The sequence below is a fragment of the Propionivibrio dicarboxylicus genome (assembly GCF_900099695.1).
Classification (GTDB): domain Bacteria; phylum Pseudomonadota; class Gammaproteobacteria; order Burkholderiales; family Rhodocyclaceae; genus Propionivibrio; species Propionivibrio dicarboxylicus.
In genome coordinates this window covers 261,402-281,635 of the sequence record NZ_FNCY01000003.1, presented here as the reverse complement: position 1 = coordinate 281,635, position 20,234 = coordinate 261,402, and the positions used below count along the sequence as shown (strand labels likewise).

The following is a 20,234-nucleotide window of genomic DNA, read 5'->3' as shown; positions in this document are numbered from 1 at the left end:
GGGAACCTGGGCGGGTAATCTGTAATCAATGTAAGGCGGGAAGACATTGCCTTTTTCGTATGGTTCCGGCAATGTCGGCGGTGAGAGAGTGATCTTGCTTCGGTAGGGAAATCGAGGAGATAATCCGCGACCATGACACAGGATTCGATCATCAAACAAGGCGAGTCTTCCGAAGATATTCCTCCGGAAGGAACGCGTCGCATTATTGAGGGTCAGGAGCGCGTCTTCTACGACGGCTACTGGATCAAGACCTATCCGGTTCCCGCCAATACGCTGGAGGCGCGCAAGCGCCTGATTGAAGCCTTGACGCGGCGGCTCTTCAATCATACCGAACATGGATTGAATGTGCCTGGCTCGCGGCTCGCAGAAGCGCGCAAGAGCTTCGAAGAAGAAAACGACCCCGCGCGCCGTAGAGTGAAATCGGCGATGTTGGCGGGAGCGCTGTTTAACCGGGCAACCGATATTTTCCGCAAACTGGTCGAGTTGCAAGCAGACGGGATCGAGATCCAGAGCAGCAATCCATTGATGCGCGAATGCGGCAAGTGTTTGATGGAGGCGATGGAGCTCGGGCATTCGGTGCTGCACCGAAGTGGAGAAGAGGGCATCGACGAACTCTGGGGGGAACCCTTCCGTGCCTTCTCGATCCCGATCGAGGAGTTCTACGAAAGTCGCTACATCAAGATCGGTCAGAGCATGCGCGATATCGATCGCATCGGGCAGGCGATGGTGGAGACTTTTACCAGAATTGATGCGTTTGAAGGAATCGCGGGCCCCATCGTTGATTTGGTGGACGCCGCCAAAATCAAAGCCGAGATTTTGCGGACCGATCCGAATATCTTCGACGTTTGGGCTCGGCTCGTTACTGCGTCGGAGCGTCTGGCCAACTTTGCGCCGCGTCATCCCGAACCGGATGAACCGCCGCATAAGCACAATATTTCTGATGGGTTGCAGTTGATCCGTAATGGCCGCGATCTGATTTTTTATATCGCAAGAGCGCGTACCCCGATGCCGAAAAGCATGCGCGAATATGTGGATCGCTGCGAAAACTATCTTTACTCCGGACGTTCGCCGTTGGCCCCGGCGCCTTTGCCGGCCTAGGAGGCTGGCGGGCGGTTCTGGCGGTGGTCGTCCTCTGCCTGTTCGTCGAGAGGCAGGTGCAATTGGCGGCGACGCGACAGGAAGTCGCGCAGTGCGTTTTCCATGACCGTCGAAACTCCTGAGCCAAGTTCTTTTCCTGTTTGCAGCAAGGCTGCTTCGATCAGCGTGGGCAGGGACTTGGCGAGCTGTTCTCCGAAGGCGTGTGCGATTTCCGAAGCGAGAAGCGTGACTTGAGTTTCGTCGAGGCGTTCGCTTCGAGGTTCTGAAATGGCGGCCTCTGGCGAAACGACATCGGTCAGCGTTGGAATGTCTTCGTCTTCGGGTATCGGTGATGCGGTCTGAGGTGTGCTCGGCGTTGCCGCCGGCTTTGCGGCGATGAAGGTGCGACGCCTTCTGATCAATGAGTTGGTTCGATCAAGCACGTCGAGGGTGTCGCTCATCGCTGTTTCTCCTCGAGGTCGATGAACTGGATTTCATAGCCGCGATCCTTGTAGAACTTCACGCGTTCGCGCCCCGCCAGGCGATCTTCGTCATCCTGGCCGACAACTTCGATGAGACTGGCAAATCGGGAAAATCCTGGCGGAATCTCGCGGGAAAGATTGAACAGCCGCTGACTTTGAGATGCGTGTTCAAGCGTGTCGGCAATGACGACAAGGGTTTCGGAAGCGAGAGGGGACTGAGCGCGGACGTGTGGAACGAAACCGGTCGGGTGCTGAACCCAGAGTTGCCGGTCGATCGCGTCGGCAATTTGCGGGTCGGGCGCGTACACCAGCAGCGCTTTTTTTTGCTGTGCCGCTTTACCGATCAGGGCGGCGACGGCGTTGAGCCGATCCGTGGCGTTGTGATAAAAAAAGACTTGGGTCAATCGAGTTTCCCCGCGCGGCCGAGCAGATAGTGAACCAGAAGCGGGACTGGGCGTCCGGTCGCGCCTTTGTCGGCGCCCGATTTCCACGCAGTTCCGGCGATGTCGAGATGCGCCCAGTCGAATTTTTCGGCAAAGCGCGAGAGAAAACACGCCGCGGTGATGCTGCCACCCGGACGGCCGCCGATGTTGGCCATGTCGGCAAAATTGCTCTTCAGTTGTTCCTGATAATCCTCCCAGAGCGGCAACTGCCACACCCGATCAAGGGCATGGTCACCGGCCTTGCGCAGGTCGTCCGCCAAATCATCGTCGTTGGCGAAAAGACCGCTGGCCACATGGCCTAATGCGATGACGCAGGCACCGGTGAGCGTAGCGACGTCGATGACGGCATCCGGCTTGAAACGTTCGGCGTAACTCAGCGCGTCGCAAAGAATGAGTCGGCCTTCTGCGTCGGTGTTGAGGATCTCGATGGTTTGTCCCGACATCGATGTGACGATGTCCCCCGGTTTGCTGGCGTTGCCGCCCGGCATGTTTTCGGTGGTCGGAACAATGATGACGAGTCGCAGCGGGAGTTTCATCTGCGCCACTGCCTTGAGCGCGCCAAGCACGCTGGCCGCGCCGCACATGTCGTACTTCATTTCGTCCATGCCCTCGCCGGGCTTGAGCGAAATGCCGCCCGAATCGAAGGTGATGCCCTTGCCGATAAACACCACCGGCTTTCGATTTTTGGCGCTGTCGGTACCGTTGTACTCCAGAACGATGAATTTTGACGGCTGGTGCGATCCGCGTGCGACCGACAGGAATGCGTTCATGCCGAGTTTTTCAATCTCGGCACGTTCAAGTATGTCGCAGCCGAGCGAGTGTTCGAGCGCCAATTGGCGGGCGGTCTCGGCCAGGTGGTCGGGGGTGCATACGTTTCCCGGCGTGTTGCCAAGGTCACGTGCGAGGCTGACGCCGGCGCCGATCGCGAGTCCTTGGGCCAACGCCGATTCTGCCGCGGGAATTTCCTTGCGGCTGTCTACCAGCAGGACCACGCTGTTTAGCGTGGGGACTTTGTCGTTTTTCTTGCTCTTGAATCGGTCGAAACGATAGGCGATTTCTTGCGAAATCATCGCTGCCTGTCGGATTTTCCAGGCGGCACTGCGCTTGCGTAATGGAAGCGCGGTGAGTGTCAGGGCAGCATCGGCAGCGCCACTTTCACGTAGCGCCTTGAAGGCGGTACGGATCGCCGCACAGTAGTCTTTGTCGCGAAATGTCTTGGCTTTGCCGAGTCCGATCAACAAAATCCGCTCGCTCGGACAGGAGGGGACGTGGTGCAGCATCAGGCTGGTGCCGGACCGCCCCTCGAAATCGCCGCCTTCGACGAGCTTGCTTAGTGCGTTGCCGCAGATTGTGTCGAGTTCCTTCGCGATTCCTGCCAGAAGGCCCGATTCGAACACGCCTACAACAGTGCAGGCGCTCGGTTGTATGTCCAGGGAGGCGCTTTTTATGCTAAATTCCACCGCTTCGCTCCTTCGATGGCTCGGATTGTCGTCAGGGGTCGATTATCCCCGTTGTTTTTCGCTAAAGTCAAAACATGATCTTCCAGCGCGCCACGCGGCGCGAATTCACCCAAGCGGCGGCCGGTGTCTTCGTGGCGCTCTTTGCTATCCTCGTGACGACCCAGTTGATTCGCTTACTTGGCGAGGCTGCGCAAGGCTCGATCATCCCTGAAGCGGTTGCCGCCCTGCTCGGTTTTTCAGCCATTAACTATATTCCGACCCTGCTGTCGCTGTCTTCGTTTGTCGCGATATTGCTGACTTTGTCGCGCTGCTACCGCGACTCGGAAATGGTTGTCTGGTTTTCGTCTGGATTGTCATTGCGTGCGTGGATCCGGCCGGTACTGGTTTTCATGTTCCCGTTGGTGATCGCTATCGGTGCTTTGGCCTTGTTCGTTTCTCCCTGGGCGCTGTCGAAGAGTGCCGAATATCGCGGGGCGTTGAATACACGCAAGGATGCCGGGCAGGCAACGCCGGGCGCTTTCCAGGAATCGTCCTCGGGGGATCGGGTTATTTTTGTCGAGGCCGTAGCCGATGATGAAAGCTACGTCAAGAACGTTTTCGTCAGTTCCGTGCAAAACCGGCGCGTCGGTGTGACCATGGCGGCGACCGGTCATCAGGAGTTTTCGGCTAACGGCGATCGTTTTGTCGTGCTCGAGAACGGTCGGCGCTATGAAATCGAGCCGGGCGATCGCGAGTTCCGGATTCTCGAGTACGGGAAATATGCGGTTCGTATCGAGACGAAGGAATCGCGGGGCGTCGAGGTCAGTCCAGGAAATATGCCGACGCTGGATCTGATGCGAAGCGGCCAGCCGGGGCATCTGGCGGAACTGCTCTGGCGGCTCGGCGCTCCCATTTCTGCCGTTGTTCTGGCGTTGCTCGCAATTCCGTTGTCGTTTGTCAATCCAAGAGCCGGGCGTTCGGCCAACATGCTGCTCGCCCTGTTTGCCTATCTGCTCTACAACAATCTCCTGACGATCAGCCAGGCTTGGGTTGCCAGTGGCAGGATTTCCTTTGCCGTCGGGGTGGTGGGCGTTCATCTCTTAATGCTCGGTTTGTTGCCCTTGCTCTTTTTCCGGCGGATCGCCGTGTTGTCCGTATTACGGTTTTTGCGATGAAAATCTACCGTCGTTATCTGGCGCGGGAGGTTTCCGCCGCAATCATTCTGGTTCTTGCCGGATTCCTGGCCCTGTTCAGTTTTTTCGACATGGTCGGGGAGGTGAAAAATGTCGGCCAGGGTAATTATCAGTGGCACCACGCGCTGATCTATGTTGGTTTGCGGTTGCCTGGGCGTGTCTATGAATTGATGCCAATCGCCGTGCTGATTGGCGCGCTTTACTCGCTGTCGGCGCTCGCGCGTCATTCCGAAATTACCGTTTTGCGCGCATCAGGGTTGTCGACCGGGCGGTTGCTGGTGGTGTTGTTCCAAGTGGCGCTGGTTTTCGCCGTGGCGATATTCGTGATCGGCGAAGCCGTGGTGCCATCAAGTGAGAGAGCGGCGCAGCAACTTCGCTTAAGAGAGCGCGGGCAGACGGTTGGGCAAGAGTTGCGCAGCGGCCTGTGGCTTAAGGATGAGCGTAGTTTTGTCAATGTGCGTTCCGTCTTGCCGGACAATCAGTTGGAAGGGATTCGCATCTACGATTTTGACAAGAATGCGCGCCTGAAGTCGGTTACCGAAGCTCGCGGTGGGCGTTTGCAGGCGTCGAAAGGTTGGGAACTGACCGACGTGGTCCAAACTGTCCTCTATGGCGAGCGTTCGGAAGTGCTTCGCAAACCGGCGATGGCTTGGCCGTCGACACTCAATCCGGATATCTTGTCTGTGTTGATGATCGCACCGGAGCGCATGTCCTTGCTGCACTTGACGGCCTATGTCCGGCATCTGTCCGAGAACGCTCAGAAAACGCAGCGGTACGAAATTGCCTTGTGGAAGAAAATCATCTATCCCTTGGCTGCGTTGGTCATGGTGGCGCTGGCCTTGCCCTTTGGGTATACCCACAACCGTGTGAGCGGCGTCAGCCTGAAAATCTTCTCCGGCGTGATGATTGGCGTGCTGTTCCACATGCTGAACGGCTTGTTCTCGAATCTTGGCGCCATCAATAGTTGGTCGCCGCTACTCAGCGCACTTGCCCCGTCGGCGCTGTTCATGTTGGCGGCCTCCGGGATGATCTGGTGGATGGAGCGTCGCTGATCAGCGTTCGCCAATTAGCCGTGTTCCGGCGAGTCTGTCATGCAGGAATTGACGGTCGCGGTCGATGAATCCCCATAGAATGCCGATGCCGCCGAGCAGGAACGATGGCCAGCACAGCAGGTAGCGCAGTAGCGCTTGTGCCGGCCGAAGGTCGGAACCGTCGCTGGCGACGATGCGGATTTTCCAGGTTTTCATCGCCAGCGTGCGCCTTCCCGCGCTCCAGAACCAGACGAAATAGACGAGTAGTGTTGCAAACACCTGAATCCACAGGGTAAATGGTGCGGCGACACGGTGCAGAAAAGCGCCGACAAGCAAATGGGGTAATAGAAGCGTCGCCGCCAACAAGGCGAGAACCAAGAGCGCTTCGTAGCACATTCCGGCGAGTCGTCTGGCGATCCCAGGTGGGCGAGGAAAACCAGGCAGCAACATTATTGTTTGCTGCCGGCTTCCGCTATCGCGTTGTCAGTCGACACAGGTATCGAAGAGGTGGGGGGCGTCGGGGTTGCTGCAGGCAACTGAGCCGGTCTGGCTGGCTTGGCTGTTATCTGGCCTTCTGCCATCTGCTTCAATTTTTCTTTTTCAGCGTCGGGAAGACTGGAGTACTCTTCCCACATCTGCTTCAGTTGCTGTTTTTTCTCGGTGGGAAGCTTGCTGGCGGTCTTGAAGTTCTCCCGAGCCGTTCTACGCTCTTCCGGAGAGAGTTTGTCCCAGGACTGCATTTGAACCTGAATGCGGCGCTTTTCCTCCGGCGCCATCTCAGAAAAGCGTGCCGCGATGCTCAGCCATTTTTTCTGACGGTAGTTCTCCATGGCGTCCCAGTCATCACTGAGCGGGGCCAGCACTATCTTTTGCGTAACCGCCAGTTCGCTCCATTTTGGTTGCGGAGGGGTGGCCATCAACGCCGGATTGGACGGTGCCGCCCCTGCCGGAATTGAAATGAGGATGCCGATGAGTACTACTGCGGCGAAACCTGCTTGAGCCATTCAGAAAAGCCCTTGTCAATAAAGGCGCCAACCGGAAGATCATCGGATAGCAGCGCGCTGTCGATCTCGCTGAGTTCGTTGACGCGTTGATCCGCGATCCAGAACGAGGCGGTGACGACGCAGGCTGCCAGCGTGAGTGCGGCGACGAACTGCCTGATCCGCATGCCTTCAAGCTGCATCTGGAAGTAGCCTCCCGCCGCAGCCAGCACGGATTTGGAAGCGCTTTGCCTTTGATGAGCAAGCGCCATTTTTCTGGCCATGGCGAGACGATCCGAAGTCTCGGGGCGCATTTCGTACAGTCCCCGGTTCAGGTGCTGCCTGACTTTGAAAATGAAATGTAGCTCGTTCATAGGGTGATTCCTCTTGCTTTCAGTGCATTTGCCAGCGCGTGTGTGGCGCGCGAACAATGGGTTTTTACGCTGCCTTCTGAGCAGCCCATCGCCGAAGCCGTTTCAGCAACGTCCATATCTTCCCAGTAACGCATTAGGAAGGCTTCGCGTTGACGTGTTGGCAATGATTTTATTTCTTCTTCAATAATTCCCAGGACTTGCGATTGCTCAAGCTGTCCGTCGGGCGAGTTTGGCGTGAAAGACTCCGATTCGACCTCAATCGTTTCCAGTGGATCGCGCTCTTCGTCGTCGTCGGAGGTGAACGACGAGAGCAACGTTGTCCAGAGCGAGCGTACCTTGCTGCGACGAAAATAATCGCGGATCGCATTCTGCATGATACGCTGGAAGAGCATCGGCAGTTCTTCCGCCGGTCGGTCACCATATTTTTCCGCAAGGCGCATCATTGCGTCCTGAACGATATCAAGCGCAGCGTCGTCGTCACGAAGGGCAAACGCCGCCTGTTTGAAGGCTCTGCGTTCAGTCGCGGCGAGAAAATCGGAGAGTTCGCGTGGGCTGGCCAGGATGAAAGTCCTTGCGGGAAGTACCAGAATTGCCTGTCGGCTCCCGTAATGCGAAATCGGGGAGTCTTGACCAATCGGTGTCTAGCAGATAACGTTATAGAATTTTTCGAGTTTTTCGCATGGTGGGGCGACAGCAATGACATTAATGACCGGTGCAGAGATTGTAATCAGGTGCCTGCAGGAAGAAAAGGTCGACTATGTGTTCGGCTATCCGGGTGGTGCCGTTTTGCACCTGTATGACGAGTTGTTCAAACAGGATCAAGTCAAGCATGTGCTGGTCAGACACGAGCAGGCCGCTGTCCATGCGGCTGACGGTTTGGCGCGGTCGACCGGGCAGGTTGGCGTAGCCTTGGTAACGTCCGGTCCGGGAGCGACAAACGCCGTGACCGGTATCGCCACGGCCTACATGGATTCAATACCTCTGGTCGTGATTACCGGCCAGGTACCCACCTTTTACATCGGCCAGGACGCGTTTCAGGAGGTCGATTCGGTCGGTATTACCCGCCATTGCGTGAAGCATAACTTCCTGATCAAGGATGTGCGGGACATCGCCACGACGTTGAAAAAGGCCTTTTATATTGCTCGGACTGGACGGCCCGGGCCGGTCGTCGTCGATATTCCCAAGGATGTGACGGCGGCGAAATGCAAATTCGATTATCCGGCGGAAATCCGGATGCGTTCGTACAATCCGGTCGTCAAGGGTCACCTCGGCCAGATCAAGAAGGCCGTCGGCCTGCTGCTCAATGCCAAGCGACCGGTGCTCTATACGGGCGGCGGCGTCGTTTTGGCCAATGCGGCCGAACAACTCACGGCGCTGACGCGGCGCCTGGGCTTCCCAATTACCAATACGTTGATGGGATTGGGGGGCTATCCGGCGTCGGATCCGCAGTATCTCGGCATGCTCGGTATGCACGGTACGCTGGAGGCCAATCTGGCGATGCAGCACAGCGACGTGGTACTGGCGATCGGGACGCGCTTCGATGACCGGGTGATCGGCAATCCTGACCACTTCACAGGGATGCCACGCAAGATCATCCATATCGATATCGATCCCTCGTCAATTTCGAAGCGCGTTCGCGTCGATGTGCCGATTGTCGGCAACGTGGCCGAGGTTCTCGAAGAGATGCTGAAGCTTGTCGAAGCAGAATCGGATAAGCCCGATGTCAGTGAATGGTGGTCCGAAATTGAAGGGTGGCGTGAGCGTCAGTGCCTGAAATACAAGATGGACCAGGAAATCATGCCGCAGTACGTCATCGAGAAGTTGTGGGAGGTGACGGGGGGCAAGGCGATCGTGGCCTCGGATGTGGGGCAGCACCAGATGTGGGCCGCGCAGTATTACCGCTTCGACGAGCCGCGTCGCTGGCTTAATTCGGGCGGGCTCGGAACGATGGGGGTCGGCCTGCCCTATGCGATGGGCGCCGCGATCGGCAATCCAGACAAGCAAGTGGCTTGTATTACCGGCGACGGTTCGATTCAGATGTGCATTCAGGAACTGTCGACGGCCAAGCAGTATGGCTTGCCGATAAAGATCCTTTGCCTCAATAACCGATTCCTCGGGATGGTGCGCCAGTGGCAGGAAATGTTCTACGATGGACGCTATTCGCATACCTACATGGATTCCCTGCCTGATTTCGTCAAGCTGGCCGAAGCGTATGGGCATATCGGGATTCGCATTGATCGGCCGGAGGAGGTCGAGCCAGCACTGAGAAAAGCGTTTGTCGAACACAAGAATGAAACGGTTTTCCTGGATATTCGTACCTCGCGCGAAGCCAACGTCTTTCCAATGGTGGCCGCAGGCAAGGGGCTTTCCGAAATCATTCTGGCTGAAGATCTCTGAGGAACAGGTTTATGCGACACATCATTTCTTTGTTGCTTGAGAACGAAGCCGGCGCCTTGTCGCGTGTGGCGGGTTTGTTTTCGGCGCGCGCCTACAACATCGAGTCGTTGACGGTGGCGCCCACCGAAGACGCGTCCTTGTCACGGCTGACCATCGTTACGACTGGCAGTGACGAGATCATCGAACAAATTACCAAACAACTGAACAAGCTGATCGACGTCGTCAAGGTCGTCGATCTGTCCGAAGCCGCGCACATCGAGCGCGAGCTGATGCTGATCAAGGTCCGCGCCTCTGGCAAGGACCGCGAGGAGATGAAGCGCATGGCCGACATATTCCGCGGGCGCATCATTGACGTTACCGAGTCGACCTACGTGATCGAACTTACCGGTAGCGGGTCCAAGCTCGATTCCTTTATCCAGGCGATCGATGCAGATCTTATCCTCGAAACTGTCCGTACCGGCGTCAGCGGCATTGGCCGGGGCGACCGCATTCTCAAGGTCTAGGACGGGCGCGGAACGACGTTGTTTGGCCCCGTCGCTATTTTCTGTTTGCACTACGAAAGGTAAATCATGAAAGTCTATTACGACAAGGACGCCGACCTCTCCCTGATCAAGGGCAAGAAGGTCACGATTGTTGGCTATGGCTCGCAAGGCCATGCGCACGCTCAAAACCTGACCGATTCGGGCGTCAAGGTAACGGTTGGGTTGCGCAAGGGCGGCGCCTCCTGGAGCAAGGTCGAGAAGGCCGGGCTCAAGGTCGAGGAAGTCGCCAAGGCCGTCAAGGGCGCGGATGTCGTGATGATGTTGCTGCCGGATGAAAATATCCCGGCCGTGTATTACAACGAAGTCGAGCCGAATATCAAGAAGGGCGCTGTGCTCGCCTTCGCTCACGGTTTCAACGTGCATTACAACCAGGTCGTTCCCCGCGCCGATCTTGATGTCGTCATGATTGCGCCGAAGGGACCCGGTCATACGGTTCGTTCCGAATATCTCAAGGGCGGTGGTGTTCCTTCGCTGATCGCCGTGCATCAGGATAAGTCCGGCAAGGCCAAGGATATCGCTCTGTCGTATGCGGCTGCCAACGGCGGCACCAAGGGCGGTGTCATCGAGACGAACTTCCGCGAAGAAACCGAAACCGATCTGTTTGGTGAGCAGTGCGTGTTGTGCGGCGGTGCCGTTGAACTGGTGAAGATGGGCTTTGAAACGCTGGTTGAAGCCGGTTATGCGCCCGAAATGGCCTATTTCGAGTGCTTGCACGAACTCAAGCTGATCGTTGATCTGATGTACGAAGGCGGTATCGCCGACATGAACTATTCGGTGTCGAACAACGCTGAGTATGGTGAGTATGTTACCGGCAAGGAAGTCATCAACGAAGAATCGCGTTACGCCATGCGCAATGCTCTGAAGCGCATTCAGAATGGCGAGTATGCCAAGATGTTCATCCTTGAAGGCAAGACCAACTATCCTTCAATGACGGCCAATCGTCGTTTGACGGCAGAGCATCAGATCGAGAAGGTCGGTGCCAAGCTGCGTGATATGATGCCGTGGATCAAGAAGAACAAACTGGTTGATCAGTCGAAAAACTGATTTTGGGTCTCAACCGGTGACGAGGCGTTGATGCCGAAGTCGCCGCGGTTTTGGGCGGTGTCATTATTGACCCGCCCAAAACTTTAATTGGTGTCTACATGAATTATCCGCATCCGATTATCGCCCGGGAGGGCTGGCCGTTTATTGGCGTTGCGCTGGCGTTGGCTGTGTTGTCATCTGCTCTTGGGTGGTTGTCCCTGCCGTTCTGGCTGATATTTGTTTTCTGCGTGCAGTTTTTTCGCGACCCCGCTCGGGTGATTGCCGGTAGTGCAAAAAGCATCGTGGCGCCGGCCGATGGCCGGATTGTCGTTGTCGAAGAGGCGGAGGATCCGTATCTGCAACGGCGCGCGCTGAAGGTCAGCGTTTTTATGAACGTTTTCAATGTTCATTCCAACCGCATGCCGATTGCGGCGAGCGTGCTGGGGAAATGGTATAAGCCGGGTAGTTTTCTGAATGCCGCGCTGGACAAGGCATCCCTTGAGAACGAGCGTTGTGCGCTGCATTTGAAGACAGCGGACGGCAGCGACGTGACCTGCGTGCAGATCGCCGGATTGGTCGCCCGACGTATTCTGAATTATGCCGAGGTCGGCATGAGCTTTACTGCCGGACAGCGGTATGGCTTCATTCGTTTCGGTTCACGCGTCGATCTGTATTTGCCGCTCGATGCGAAGGTGAAAGTCGTCATCGGCGAGAAAGTTTCCGCCTCGAGTACTGTGCTGGCTGAACTTGTCTAGGAGCGAGGGGAATATTCCAAATGAAGCGCGGCCTTTCAACCGTTCGCCGATTTTCGGCCAGGGTTTTTAGCCGCTTCATTGAGGAGAACTTCGACCAGTTGAGCGCCAGTCTGGCGTTTACGACGCTGATGTCACTGGTCCCGTTGGTGGCGGTTGTGCTCGGCATCATGTCGCTGTTTCCGGTGTTCTACGAAATGGTCGAGGAACTCGACCATTTCGTCGTGCGCAGTCTCCTGCCGGAGCGCAGCGCGGAAATGATCATCGGGCATATTCTCGAGTTCTCGCGCAAGGCGACGAACTTCACGTTGGCCGGCTTGGCCGCGCTGGTCGCTACCATCTTGTTTCTACTGCTTAGCGTCGAAAGGGCGTTCAATCACGTCTGGTGTGCTCAGGATGATCGTTCCTGGTGGCGGCGTCTGCGTTTGTCTATTGTCGTTGTCGTGCTTTGGCCGATTGTTGTCACCTGCGTGATCCTGGCGATTTATCGTGCAGTGACGACTTCGTTGGGGATGATCGACAACAATCCAGAGTGGTTGCATGACGGCTTGTTAAAGATGGCCGGAATGTTCGTCGCAGCGATCTTTTTTGCCGGCTTGTATTACGCCGTGCCAAATGCCCGTGTGCGTTGGCGCGATGCGATTTGGGCCGGCGTGTTCTCGGCGGTTGGCTTCGCGCTGATGCAAAAGGGTTTTGAGTTCTATCTTGCCTATTTTCCTTCGATGACGCTTGTCTACGGCGCCTTTGCGACAGTGCCGATCTTTCTCATGTGGATGTATATGTCCTGGGCAGTCGTCTTGCTCGGGGCGCTTGTCGCGGCAACGTTACCCGAGTTCGATTCTCGCCTGGAGGATTGATCGGCATCCGTCGTCGGCACTTCGGGCCTGACGCTGTCAGCGTATTTCCTCTTGCGGTTGATCGGGATGTATGTTTTCTGTCGGTAAGACGTTCTCTGTCGTGACCTGTTGTGATGCGCTTGGCTGTGTGTGTCGCTTGGGAAGTAATAGATGGCTGAGTGCCAGGGCCGCTTTGCCCGAGCACTGTGTGGCTATTTCCTCGCAGAGGTCGTAGAGTTTGACGCCCCACATGAGGTTGGCGGTTCCGACAAGTGCGACAACGAGGAATAACCAAGTCTTGGGATCGCTCAGCATGTCAATGGAGAAAGACTCCGGAGCAGTGACGAATAAACCTGCCACGATAAGCGTAATCCAGATGACCAAAGCTCCTCCGCAGGTTACGAGCGCGATTGCCCTAGCGATGGTGGCGATGAGTCGGTTGATCTGGTCGCGATGGGCCTTTGTTTCGATTTCCAGCGTCGTCAGTTTCTCATTGATCTCTTCCGTGTAGTTTGCGCGAGCGAGTTCCAGTACTTCCTTGACAGAACCATGCACGAACTCGCCTTGTTCGATGATCGAGTCCATCAAGTGGTGGCGAGCTTCCAGGCTGTGAATGAGCACGGCATAGTCGTTTTCGCTGATTTCCTTTCTTTCCTTGAGTGTTGTGGCTTCGGCGAGGTAACGGTTCCACAGACGGTCGCTCGGTTGCATGGCGGCGATGCAGTTCGCAACCAGGCGGTGTTTCGGCAGGTCAGGAATCTTATTGACCGATTTTAGCCATACCAACGTCGTAAATACCTGATCCGCCATGCATATCGGTGCATTTGAAATTTCCTCGTGCATGTTGAAATAGCGTGCTGAAGCGCGAGCTAATTCGACGTTGGTTGTGACGAAAATGGCGATGCATGACTCGAGGTACTGCTGAGCCCTTCCTGAACGAAGCCGGTAGATCGAGGTGAGACAGTCGATGTCGTGTTGCCTGGCCTCCAGTGTTTGTCCAGGGAGCGCATCTTGTATGTATTGTCCGAGCAATGTCTCGTTGACGGTGAGCGAAGCAATATGCGGAGGTCTGTCTTCAATGCGAATGCCAATCTTGTTGAGCGACTGCTCCAGCATGGCGATGTCGAGTTCGACATCCGATTGGCTGGCGCCGATGCTGTTGTAATAATCGAAGATATCGCCGGGGACACGGGTGACGAGGCGACGTCCGCCTCTAAGTTGGCTTGAGGCGGCATGCAGGATTCGGTGAAGTTCATTGAAAGTGTCGCGAAAGCACCGCATCTTTACCGACATGCCGCGCAGGATTTGCGCCAGTTCCTTGCACGGCTCGGCCAGTCCGGCCTCGCACAGGCCGAGTGAGCGGACGAGAAAACCTGTGTCGAAGACGACGACGACATCGCGCATTTTTTGCGACAGGGTATCTGGGGCGCTGTAGTAAAAGGTTTCGGTCAGCATGGCGCCACGGACGAACGATTCGATCGATGCCGACGAGATGGGGTCGCGTTCATAGCAATGGGCGACGAATCGAGCGATCAATGCACGGGTCGACTCGGGTTCGCGCGCGGCTCCGCCCGGATTGTCCGGCAATCCTGCGGTGCTGCCGATCAAGGAAGGTGCAACGTCATACAGAACATCGAAGAAGTAGGCGTCGATCTCTCCGGGCGTAGGCGGCGCGATATGGTGATATTCACAAAATTCGACGAAGGCCTGCTTCAGTGCCTGGTACTTCCGTAATTCGGTATCGCGCAGCGAAAGATATTGCCGGTCGGGCAGCTTGTCCCGGCATATCTGATAGGTGCCATCGTGGTCGCGCGTCAGAAATCCATGACGTTTCGCCGCACGCTTGACCAGTGTTCCGAGTGCTGCTGTGGGGACTTCAAACTCTGCAACTTGGCGGAAATGCGTTCGGATTTCGCTGAGCGAGGCAGTTGTTGCGGTGCATTCGGAGAGTGCGTAGGCGAGTAAGGGGATGTGGTTTTCGAGAAGGTCGGCGCCAGAGCGATCCCAGTTGACTTTGACGATGGCCATATTGATCAACAGGCGTTCCATGGGTGTCCTTTCGTTTGGGAGGCGGGCGGGGAAGATTCTGTGGGCGGGCTTACTTGCAAAGGAGGTGTTCGCAATATTCGGCACAACATTGCTCGATGCACTTCGTAGTTCGCCCTGTGCCAGTGTCGCTGGATCGACAGCAGGTGACTGGGCAGCAATAGGATTCGAATGTGCAGGTGCCGCCCACTTCCGGCAGCGCTGAGGTACGTTTTTCAGCGGCGTCAATTGCTGGAGAGGGACCGGGTGTCGCCGATATGCGATCGTCCGGGAGTGAGGCTTTTTTTTCTTGTGAAAGTGCCATGTTGCCGACAAGGCTGAGAGAGAGTGCAACCAAGCATGCGATGAGGACAGGAAGTCGTTTCATTTTGAAAGTCGCTCAGGCGATGGATGTTGGCTTATCTGTTGGAAGGGATGGCAACTTGCGCAGTGCGTGGCTCCTTTTGTCGTTCCTGCTTCATGCGACTGTGTGGCGTTTCTCTTAGGGCGCTGGAGGGAGCGAGGTGTGGCACGTTCTCCTGCAGGCGACTGCTCCTTAAGGCCGCGGGTGTAATGAGAGTGATACCCCCCCACGCCACGTGAGCGTCTGGCTGAGGCATTACGGCGTTGCGATATCCCCGGGGAATCGGAATAAAACAGGGAAAAAGAATCGATAAATTCGATATTTTGTGTACAGTTATGTTTCAACTATCTCTGTTTATGTGCACTTTTTGTGCCGACTACAATCTGATTTCAGTCTGGATTCTAAGTGATATGTTCATATTTTTATGCGAAAAAGTTCTCACTATTTGTCGCGGTGTCGACGTGTTTTTGTTTGCCGATGCGTTTGAGTATCCGTCGATACGAGGAGGTTGGCATTGAAAGCCAGTGCGTCGGATAAGATTGTTTGTCAGAAAGGTCTCGGCTTTGCCGAGCAGACTGAAAATGAGAGCGCTTGTTGCGTGAGACAGGAGCGCTTGAGGTGGTGTGCCTGATAATCGCGCCGGCTTCGTTGAGCCGTGTCGTGGCACGAGAATGTGTCAGGAGACAAGCGTTTGACGCGAGTCAGGATCCGCAGGCGCTGACCGAGTCACGTTTGTAGAATTCGCTGCTTGCCGTGACCACGCGCGGGTTGCGGCGACGGGTCAGACTCCTGGCGTAACTTTCCGCCGAAGCGCGGGTGCTGAAGTAGCCATGCGTGGCGAATATCAACAAGCCATCCTCGTCTTCGCAAATGACAAAGTAACGTTCGTTCATCGGTTTCGTCCGGTAGAAATGGCTGAAGATAACCCAAAGCGCGTGGGTGGGCTGTGTTGCTGGGCACGGTTGTCTGACTACGACCGCCGGTGTTGTTTTTCCCGTGGTCAGAAAAAGGAGGGGGCCTGCATGAGGGCGATCTGCTCTTTCAGTTCGAGTATGCGGTCCTGCCAGTAACGGACGCTGCCAAACCAAGGGAACGCGGCCGGAAAAGCCGGGTCGTGCCAGCGTCGAGCGATCCAGGCGCTGTAGTGGAGCAGGCGCAGGGTGCGCAGGGGTTCGATCAGGAATAGCTCTCTGTCATCAAAATCGCGGAAGGTTTCGTAGCCTGTCAGAAGGGCTGTCAATTGTTGGCGCATTTCCTGTTCTTCGCCGGAAAGCAACATCCACAGATCCTGTATGGACGGACCGGTGCGGCTGTCATCGAAGTCGACGAAATGCGGACCATCATCGGTCCAGAGCAGGTTTCCCGGGTGACAGTCGCCGTGCAGTCGCAGTGTTTTGATGTTGCCGGCGCGCTGGTACGTCTCGGCGACGCAATCCAGCGCGAGATCGACGGCGCTTGTCCAGGACGCCTGAAGTTCTGCCGGGAGCCAGCGCCCCGCGAGCAGAAAGTCGCGCGATTCAGTCCCGAAACTGTCAAGGTCGATCGACGGGCGCGCGCGGAACGCTTCTCGTTCGCCAATACAATGAATTCTGCCAAGAAAGCGGCCGAGCCATTCCAGCGTCTCGCTTTGTTCGAGTTCCGGTGGCCGGCCCCCTTGCTTGGCGAACAGGGCGAAGCGATGCCCGTTGGCATGGTGTAATGTGTGCCCGGCGAAAATCAGGGGGGAGACAACCGGAATTTCGTCCTGGGCGAGTTCCCGGGTAAAAGCGTGTTCCTCAAGAATGGCGGCGTCGCTCCAGCGTTTGGGGCGGTAGAACTTGGCGATTCGATAGCTGCCATCGTCGAATCCGACCTGATAGACGCGATTCTCGAAGCTGTTGAGTTGTAGCAAGCGCCCATCGCAGCAAAGTCCCTGTCCGTCAATCGCGTCAAGCAGGGTGTTCGGCGTCAGATTGGCGTAGGGCGTGTCGTTGTTCACTGGCGGCTTTCGCGTTGATGGTGACTGAATGGGTTCTAGTCTGGGTGTATCCAGCGCCCATTGTAGCCGCCGCGTTGATTGAATTCTCCGGATTCGCTATTGGAGATTGCCTGTCGCGGTGAGCGTAAACCCGAAGGATCCCTCATAAGGTCGGTCGGGATAAATGATTTTCTGCCGACCTCGGATGATTGCACGCGTCATTAGTGGTGCTGTTTGTGGATTCTTTTGGTATGTCCTCAACGATGTGAAAAATTCGATGGAAATCCGCATGGCGACGGCGCTTAGGCGTATTTGCAAGAGATGCTACTGTCAATTCTGTCAGTTGCGTGAACGCCTGATTTCATGCCATAACATATGACCGAATCAGTTGAGCGATCGCGACGGCGAGCCGGGCGCTTTCGGATATTCCCGACTGGGAGCGGTGAGGGCTACACCGAGGTATCGAGCGCTTCATTTCAACCCGGAGGGGTGCCATGACTCGCGACGAATTCAGGGATTTGCTGGCAGTTGCCATGCATGTTGGGCGCATTCTTCATTTCATCGGGAAGAATCGTCGAAAGCGCTGGATCCCAGTGTTTGAGCCTTATCCGACGGTTTGTACGAAGGCCGGAAGCGGAGGCGTCGGCATCATCCCGGTCAAACTGAAGCAAGCTTCGTCGCATCGCTCGGGACGGAGCCATGGATGTCCTGTCAAACCTCGCGCGTAAGGTGGCGTCCTTCCTCCGCTTGCGGTGTGTCAATGGAATCCATCGCCGGTTTTCTAGTCGGCGTAGCGCTTAACAGGGGGCTCAATTAGCCGCAACCAACGCTTGATTGTGACCTCCCCTTAAACGTCGCTACCCGGGGTTTCTGGGCGATCGGTTCGGGAGAGGGTGGGGCTTGAAGCAGATGCGAAAAGCGGAATTCCGGCGCTATTTTTGAACGGTGTTGGAGGTCGGTGTGGGGCTTCAATCGACGGCTCTGCGGGCGCTCAGTCGGGCGTCAGCACAGTCGGCGTGCTTGTCCCGGCGGTCGCCGTGGCGAGCGTCCCGGCTGTCGCGATCGGAAATAGCCTATTGATTGGACGCGATTTGTTGTTATAATCTCGCTCTTTTTCTCAGTCTGGAAATAATCCTATGGTCGTTATTCGTCTCGCCCGCGGTGGTGCCAAGAAGCGCCCCTTCTACAGTGTGGTCGTTGCTGATTCGCGTGCGCGTCGCGATGGTCGCTTCATCGAACGTATCGGTTTCTACAATCCGATCGCCTCGGAAAAGGAAGAGGGCCTGCGCATTGCTGCGGATCGCCTGAACCATTGGTGTCAGCAAGGCGCTCAGTTGTCGCCGACGGTCGTTCGTCTCGTCAAGCAAGCCGGCGTCAAGGCCGCTGCCTAATCGGCAGTCGGTGACGCACATGTCCGCCGCGGCTGGAGATGAGTCGCCGGGCGACATGGTGGTGCTCGGCAAGATTGTTGCGCCGTACGGTTTGGTGGGGGCGGTAAAGGTTCATCCTTTTGCCGATGATCCTCTCAGTTGGGCCAAGTTGCCGCAGTGGTGGCTGGGCCGGGAAGAGGACGATCCTAGTCTCTGGCGGCCGGAGAAGTTGCGGCGATGCCGGTCTGGCGGTGATGTGCTGATCGTGCAGTTCGGGTCCTTTTCGGATCGCAATGCTTCCGAGGCGGCCAAGGGTCTATTGGTCGGCGTGCCGCGCAGCATGCTGCCGCCGACGGCTGAAAACGAGTATTACTGGGCCGATTTGATCGGCCTCGACGTGCTTAACACGCACGGCCAGTCGCTCGGACAGGTGCTCGGTCTGATCGAGACGCCGGGTAACGACGTGTTGCGGGTTGGCGACGGCGAAGGAAACGAGCGCTTGTTGCCCTTTGTCGCAGCGGTGGTGTTGGATGTCGATCTGCCAGGGCGCTGTGTCCGGGTGGATTGGGAAGCAGATTGGTGAGCAGGGTTGTACAGCAGGCCTCGGGCGCCGCGTTGGTGGCCGATGTCGTGACCTTGTTTCCCGAAATGTTCGTTGCGCTGACGCATTCGGGTGTCACGCGGCGGGCGCTGGAAGAGGCGCGCTGGAGTCTGGATTTCTGGAATCCGCGCGACTTTACGCAGGATGTGCATCGGACGGTGGATGATCGCCCTTATGGCGGTGGCCCCGGGATGGTGATGATGCCACAACCGCTCGAGCAGGCGATTGACGCTGCGCGGGCGCGCCAGGAAGGCGCTGGCGTGCGTAGCCGGGTGGTGTATCTGTCGCCGCAGGGGGCGTTGCTGACGCACCGGCGGGTGATGCAGTTTGTTGATGCGGTTGCCGATGAAGGACTGATCCTTCTCTGTGGTCGCTACGAAGGAGTCGATGAGCGCCTGATCGAGCGTTGCGTCGATGAGGAAATTTCGATTGGGGATTTCGTGCTTTCGGGTGGCGAGATTCCAGCGATGGCGCTGTTGGATGCCATCGTCAGGCAGTTGCCGGGCGTGTTGAACGACGCGGCGTCGGCAACAGAGGATTCGTTTGTGTCGGGCTTGCTGGATTGCCCGCACTATACGCGGCCCGAGGTGTATTTCGGGCAGCAGGTGCCGGAGGTGTTGTTGTCCGGTCACCACGAGCAGATTCGTCGTTGGCGCCTCAAGCAGGCGCTGGGACGGACATGGCGACGGCGTCCCGACCTGCTGGCAGGACGGAAGCTGTCGAAAGAGGAAACGCAACTCCTGGTGCAGTTTCAGGAGCAATGCGGTCAGACAATGATAAAGGAGTATGACAATGAATCTGATAGCGCAACTTGAGCAAGAAGAAATCGCCCGTCTGGGCAAGACCATTCCTGAATTCGCTCCGGGCGACACGGTCGTCGTCCAGGTCAAGGTCAAGGAAGGTTCGCGTGAGCGTCTGCAGGCCTATGAAGGCGTCGTGATCGCTAAGCGCAACCGCGGTCTCAACTCGAGTTTCATCGTTCGCAAGATTTCTTCCGGCGAAGGCGTCGAGCGGACGTTCCAGACCTATTCTCCGCTGGTTGCCGCGATCGAAGTCAAGCGTCGCGGCGATGTGCGTCGTGCGAAGCTGTACTATCTGCGTGAGCGTTCCGGAAAGTCGGCGCGTATCAAGGAGAAGCTGTCGCACAAGCAGAAGCCGGTCAAGCAGGACTGATCCCGGTTCTGTCTGCAAGGCATCATCAGGCCGCGTCGAAAGACGCGGTTTTTTTTCGCCTGTTATCCGGAAAAGGTGGGCCGAATAGAGCTTGTTTTGTAACTAAAATAGAAAATAATTTTATATTGTGCTAAATTGGTGGTGTATAAATTCTATTTATAGCCATTATGTTGCA

The 20,234-nt window shown here is 56.6% G+C and carries 23 protein-coding genes; 13 read left to right on the top strand and 10 right to left on the bottom strand.

What is annotated here, in order from left to right; all coding sequences use genetic code 11:
* The first annotated feature begins 132 nt into the window (after nt 1–132).
* A complete protein-coding gene (locus BLR25_RS06375) occupies nt 133–1,098 on the top strand; it encodes a hypothetical protein (RefSeq protein ID WP_091935474.1) in 966 nt (321 codons plus the stop codon).
* Here BLR25_RS06375 and BLR25_RS06370 read toward each other — a convergent pair.
* Genes BLR25_RS06370 through BLR25_RS06360 form a run of 3 tightly spaced genes read right to left on the bottom strand, consistent with a single transcriptional unit; the run spans nt 1,095 to nt 3,462 of the window.
* The gene (locus BLR25_RS06370; RefSeq protein ID WP_091935470.1) at nt 1,095–1,538 is read right to left on the bottom strand and encodes a hypothetical protein; all 444 of its coding nucleotides are present in this window, start codon (nt 1,536–1,538) and stop codon (nt 1,095–1,097) included. The two genes, BLR25_RS06375 and BLR25_RS06370, sit on opposite strands and share 4 nt — an antisense overlap.
* Nucleotides 1,535–1,963 (bottom strand): DNA polymerase III subunit chi, encoded by a 429-nt coding sequence (locus tag BLR25_RS06365; RefSeq protein WP_091935467.1) that lies wholly within the window; start codon nt 1,961–1,963, stop codon nt 1,535–1,537. Before BLR25_RS06365 ends, BLR25_RS06370 begins: the two co-directional genes overlap by 4 nt.
* Entirely contained in the window at nt 1,960–3,462 is a 1,503-nt protein-coding gene (locus tag BLR25_RS06360; protein WP_091935464.1) for a leucyl aminopeptidase, read from the bottom strand. The genes BLR25_RS06365 and BLR25_RS06360 overlap by 4 nt, the downstream gene beginning before the upstream one ends.
* 74 nt (nt 3,463–3,536) lie before the next feature.
* Here BLR25_RS06360 and lptF point away from each other — a divergent pair, with 74 nt between their 5' ends.
* Together lptF and lptG are read left to right on the top strand one after the other, a co-directional pair.
* On the top strand, nt 3,537–4,616 hold the full coding sequence (gene lptF, locus BLR25_RS06355) for an LPS export ABC transporter permease LptF (protein WP_091935461.1): 1,080 nt from the start codon (nt 3,537–3,539) through the stop codon (nt 4,614–4,616).
* Nucleotides 4,613–5,686, top strand: a complete 1,074-nt coding sequence (gene lptG, locus BLR25_RS06350; RefSeq protein ID WP_091935458.1) for an LPS export ABC transporter permease LptG — start codon at nt 4,613–4,615, stop codon at nt 5,684–5,686. The genes lptF and lptG overlap by 4 nt, the downstream gene beginning before the upstream one ends.
* Here lptG and BLR25_RS06345 read toward each other — a convergent pair whose 3' ends face one another.
* From BLR25_RS06345 to BLR25_RS06330, 4 genes are read right to left on the bottom strand one after another with little or no spacing between them, the layout of a single operon-like run.
* The gene (locus BLR25_RS06345; protein WP_091935455.1) at nt 5,687–6,115 is read right to left on the bottom strand and encodes an RDD family protein; all 429 of its coding nucleotides are present in this window, start codon (nt 6,113–6,115) and stop codon (nt 5,687–5,689) included.
* Entirely contained in the window at nt 6,115–6,669 is a 555-nt protein-coding gene (locus tag BLR25_RS06340; RefSeq protein WP_091935452.1) for a DUF3106 domain-containing protein, read from the bottom strand. Before BLR25_RS06340 ends, BLR25_RS06345 begins: the two co-directional genes overlap by 1 nt.
* Nucleotides 6,642–6,959, bottom strand: coding sequence for a DUF3619 family protein (locus BLR25_RS06335; RefSeq protein WP_245715485.1), 318 nt, complete (start codon nt 6,957–6,959; stop codon nt 6,642–6,644). The genes BLR25_RS06340 and BLR25_RS06335 overlap by 28 nt, the downstream gene beginning before the upstream one ends.
* A gap of 56 nt (nt 6,960–7,015) precedes the next feature.
* On the bottom strand, nt 7,016–7,579 hold the full coding sequence (locus BLR25_RS06330; RefSeq protein ID WP_091935446.1) for an RNA polymerase sigma factor: 564 nt from the start codon (nt 7,577–7,579) through the stop codon (nt 7,016–7,018).
* A gap of 136 nt (nt 7,580–7,715) precedes the next feature.
* Here BLR25_RS06330 and ilvB point away from each other — a divergent pair, with 136 nt between their 5' ends.
* The 5 genes from ilvB to BLR25_RS06305 all read left to right on the top strand — a co-directional run bounded on the left by ilvB (nt 7,716) and on the right by BLR25_RS06305 (nt 12,590).
* Nucleotides 7,716–9,416, top strand: coding sequence for a biosynthetic-type acetolactate synthase large subunit (gene ilvB / locus BLR25_RS06325; protein ID WP_091935443.1), 1,701 nt, complete (start codon nt 7,716–7,718; stop codon nt 9,414–9,416).
* 11 nt (nt 9,417–9,427) lie between these two features.
* A complete protein-coding gene (gene ilvN / locus BLR25_RS06320; RefSeq protein ID WP_091935440.1) occupies nt 9,428–9,919 on the top strand; it encodes an acetolactate synthase small subunit in 492 nt (163 codons plus the stop codon).
* A gap of 66 nt (nt 9,920–9,985) precedes the next feature.
* Nucleotides 9,986–11,002 carry a ketol-acid reductoisomerase gene (gene ilvC, locus BLR25_RS06315; RefSeq protein WP_091935436.1) on the top strand — a complete coding sequence of 339 codons (1,017 nt, stop codon included), beginning with the start codon at nt 9,986–9,988 and terminating at the stop codon, nt 11,000–11,002.
* A gap of 98 nt (nt 11,003–11,100) precedes the next feature.
* On the top strand, nt 11,101–11,736 hold the full coding sequence (locus BLR25_RS06310; RefSeq protein ID WP_091935433.1) for a phosphatidylserine decarboxylase: 636 nt from the start codon (nt 11,101–11,103) through the stop codon (nt 11,734–11,736).
* A gap of 20 nt (nt 11,737–11,756) precedes the next feature.
* Complete coding sequence (locus BLR25_RS06305) at nt 11,757–12,590, top strand: YihY family inner membrane protein (protein WP_091935428.1); 834 nt, start codon at nt 11,757–11,759, stop codon at nt 12,588–12,590.
* Nucleotides 12,591–12,626: 36 nt separating this feature from the next.
* On the opposite strand, the gene BLR25_RS06300 is transcribed toward BLR25_RS06305, so the two are convergent.
* The 3 genes from BLR25_RS06300 to BLR25_RS06290 all read right to left on the bottom strand — a co-directional run bounded on the left by BLR25_RS06300 (nt 12,627) and on the right by BLR25_RS06290 (nt 16,936).
* The gene (locus tag BLR25_RS06300) at nt 12,627–14,618 is read right to left on the bottom strand and encodes a hypothetical protein (RefSeq protein ID WP_091935423.1); all 1,992 of its coding nucleotides are present in this window, start codon (nt 14,616–14,618) and stop codon (nt 12,627–12,629) included.
* Nucleotides 14,619–15,659: 1,041 nt separating this feature from the next.
* Entirely contained in the window at nt 15,660–15,851 is a 192-nt protein-coding gene (locus tag BLR25_RS06295) for a hypothetical protein (RefSeq protein WP_091935420.1), read from the bottom strand.
* 107 nt (nt 15,852–15,958) lie between these two features.
* Nucleotides 15,959–16,936 (bottom strand): serine/threonine protein kinase, encoded by a 978-nt coding sequence (locus BLR25_RS06290; RefSeq protein WP_218122647.1) that lies wholly within the window; start codon nt 16,934–16,936, stop codon nt 15,959–15,961.
* Between the two features lie 473 nt (nt 16,937–17,409).
* Here BLR25_RS06290 and BLR25_RS20895 point away from each other — a divergent pair, with 473 nt between their 5' ends.
* From BLR25_RS20895 to rplS, 5 genes are all read left to right on the top strand, one after another.
* Complete coding sequence (locus tag BLR25_RS20895) at nt 17,410–17,643, top strand: hypothetical protein (protein WP_143009778.1); 234 nt, start codon at nt 17,410–17,412, stop codon at nt 17,641–17,643.
* Between the two features lie 408 nt (nt 17,644–18,051).
* Entirely contained in the window at nt 18,052–18,306 is a 255-nt protein-coding gene (gene rpsP / locus BLR25_RS06285) for a 30S ribosomal protein S16 (protein WP_091935414.1), read from the top strand.
* Nucleotides 18,307–18,325: 19 nt separating this feature from the next.
* Complete coding sequence (rimM, locus tag BLR25_RS06280) at nt 18,326–18,868, top strand: ribosome maturation factor RimM (RefSeq protein ID WP_342718515.1); 543 nt, start codon at nt 18,326–18,328, stop codon at nt 18,866–18,868.
* 35 nt (nt 18,869–18,903) lie between these two features.
* On the top strand, nt 18,904–19,701 hold the full coding sequence (trmD, locus tag BLR25_RS06275; protein ID WP_425438682.1) for a tRNA (guanosine(37)-N1)-methyltransferase TrmD: 798 nt from the start codon (nt 18,904–18,906) through the stop codon (nt 19,699–19,701).
* On the top strand, nt 19,679–20,059 hold the full coding sequence (gene rplS / locus BLR25_RS06270; protein WP_091935410.1) for a 50S ribosomal protein L19: 381 nt from the start codon (nt 19,679–19,681) through the stop codon (nt 20,057–20,059). The genes trmD and rplS overlap by 23 nt, the downstream gene beginning before the upstream one ends.
* Nucleotides 20,060–20,234 lie beyond the last annotated feature (175 nt).

What these genes read in the sequence shown, in the direction of transcription:
- BLR25_RS06375 (WP_091935474.1), top strand. Translation starts at nt 133, where the DNA reads ATGACACAGGATTCGATCATCAAACAAGGCGAGTCTTCCGAAGATATT.
- BLR25_RS06370 (WP_091935470.1), bottom strand. Translation starts at nt 1,538, where the DNA reads ATGAGCGACACCCTCGACGTGCTTGATCGAACCAACTCATTGATCAGA.
- lptF (WP_091935461.1), top strand. Translation starts at nt 3,537, where the DNA reads ATGATCTTCCAGCGCGCCACGCGGCGCGAATTCACCCAAGCGGCGGCC.
- lptG (WP_091935458.1), top strand. Translation starts at nt 4,613, where the DNA reads ATGAAAATCTACCGTCGTTATCTGGCGCGGGAGGTTTCCGCCGCAATC.
- BLR25_RS06345 (WP_091935455.1), bottom strand. Translation starts at nt 6,115, where the DNA reads ATGTTGCTGCCTGGTTTTCCTCGCCCACCTGGGATCGCCAGACGACTC.
- BLR25_RS06340 (WP_091935452.1), bottom strand. Translation starts at nt 6,669, where the DNA reads ATGGCTCAAGCAGGTTTCGCCGCAGTAGTACTCATCGGCATCCTCATT.
- BLR25_RS06335 (WP_245715485.1), bottom strand. Translation starts at nt 6,959, where the DNA reads ATGCGCCCCGAGACTTCGGATCGTCTCGCCATGGCCAGAAAAATGGCG.
- ilvB (WP_091935443.1), top strand. Translation starts at nt 7,716, where the DNA reads ATGACATTAATGACCGGTGCAGAGATTGTAATCAGGTGCCTGCAGGAA.
- ilvN (WP_091935440.1), top strand. Translation starts at nt 9,428, where the DNA reads ATGCGACACATCATTTCTTTGTTGCTTGAGAACGAAGCCGGCGCCTTG.
- ilvC (WP_091935436.1), top strand. Translation starts at nt 9,986, where the DNA reads ATGAAAGTCTATTACGACAAGGACGCCGACCTCTCCCTGATCAAGGGC.
- BLR25_RS06310 (WP_091935433.1), top strand. Translation starts at nt 11,101, where the DNA reads ATGAATTATCCGCATCCGATTATCGCCCGGGAGGGCTGGCCGTTTATT.
- BLR25_RS06305 (WP_091935428.1), top strand. Translation starts at nt 11,757, where the DNA reads ATGAAGCGCGGCCTTTCAACCGTTCGCCGATTTTCGGCCAGGGTTTTT.
- BLR25_RS06300 (WP_091935423.1), bottom strand. Translation starts at nt 14,618, where the DNA reads ATGGAACGCCTGTTGATCAATATGGCCATCGTCAAAGTCAACTGGGAT.
- BLR25_RS06295 (WP_091935420.1), bottom strand. Translation starts at nt 15,851, where the DNA reads ATGAACGAACGTTACTTTGTCATTTGCGAAGACGAGGATGGCTTGTTG.
- BLR25_RS20895 (WP_143009778.1), top strand. Translation starts at nt 17,410, where the DNA reads ATGACTCGCGACGAATTCAGGGATTTGCTGGCAGTTGCCATGCATGTT.
- rpsP (WP_091935414.1), top strand. Translation starts at nt 18,052, where the DNA reads ATGGTCGTTATTCGTCTCGCCCGCGGTGGTGCCAAGAAGCGCCCCTTC.
- rimM (WP_342718515.1), top strand. Translation starts at nt 18,326, where the DNA reads ATGTCCGCCGCGGCTGGAGATGAGTCGCCGGGCGACATGGTGGTGCTC.
- rplS (WP_091935410.1), top strand. Translation starts at nt 19,679, where the DNA reads ATGAATCTGATAGCGCAACTTGAGCAAGAAGAAATCGCCCGTCTGGGC.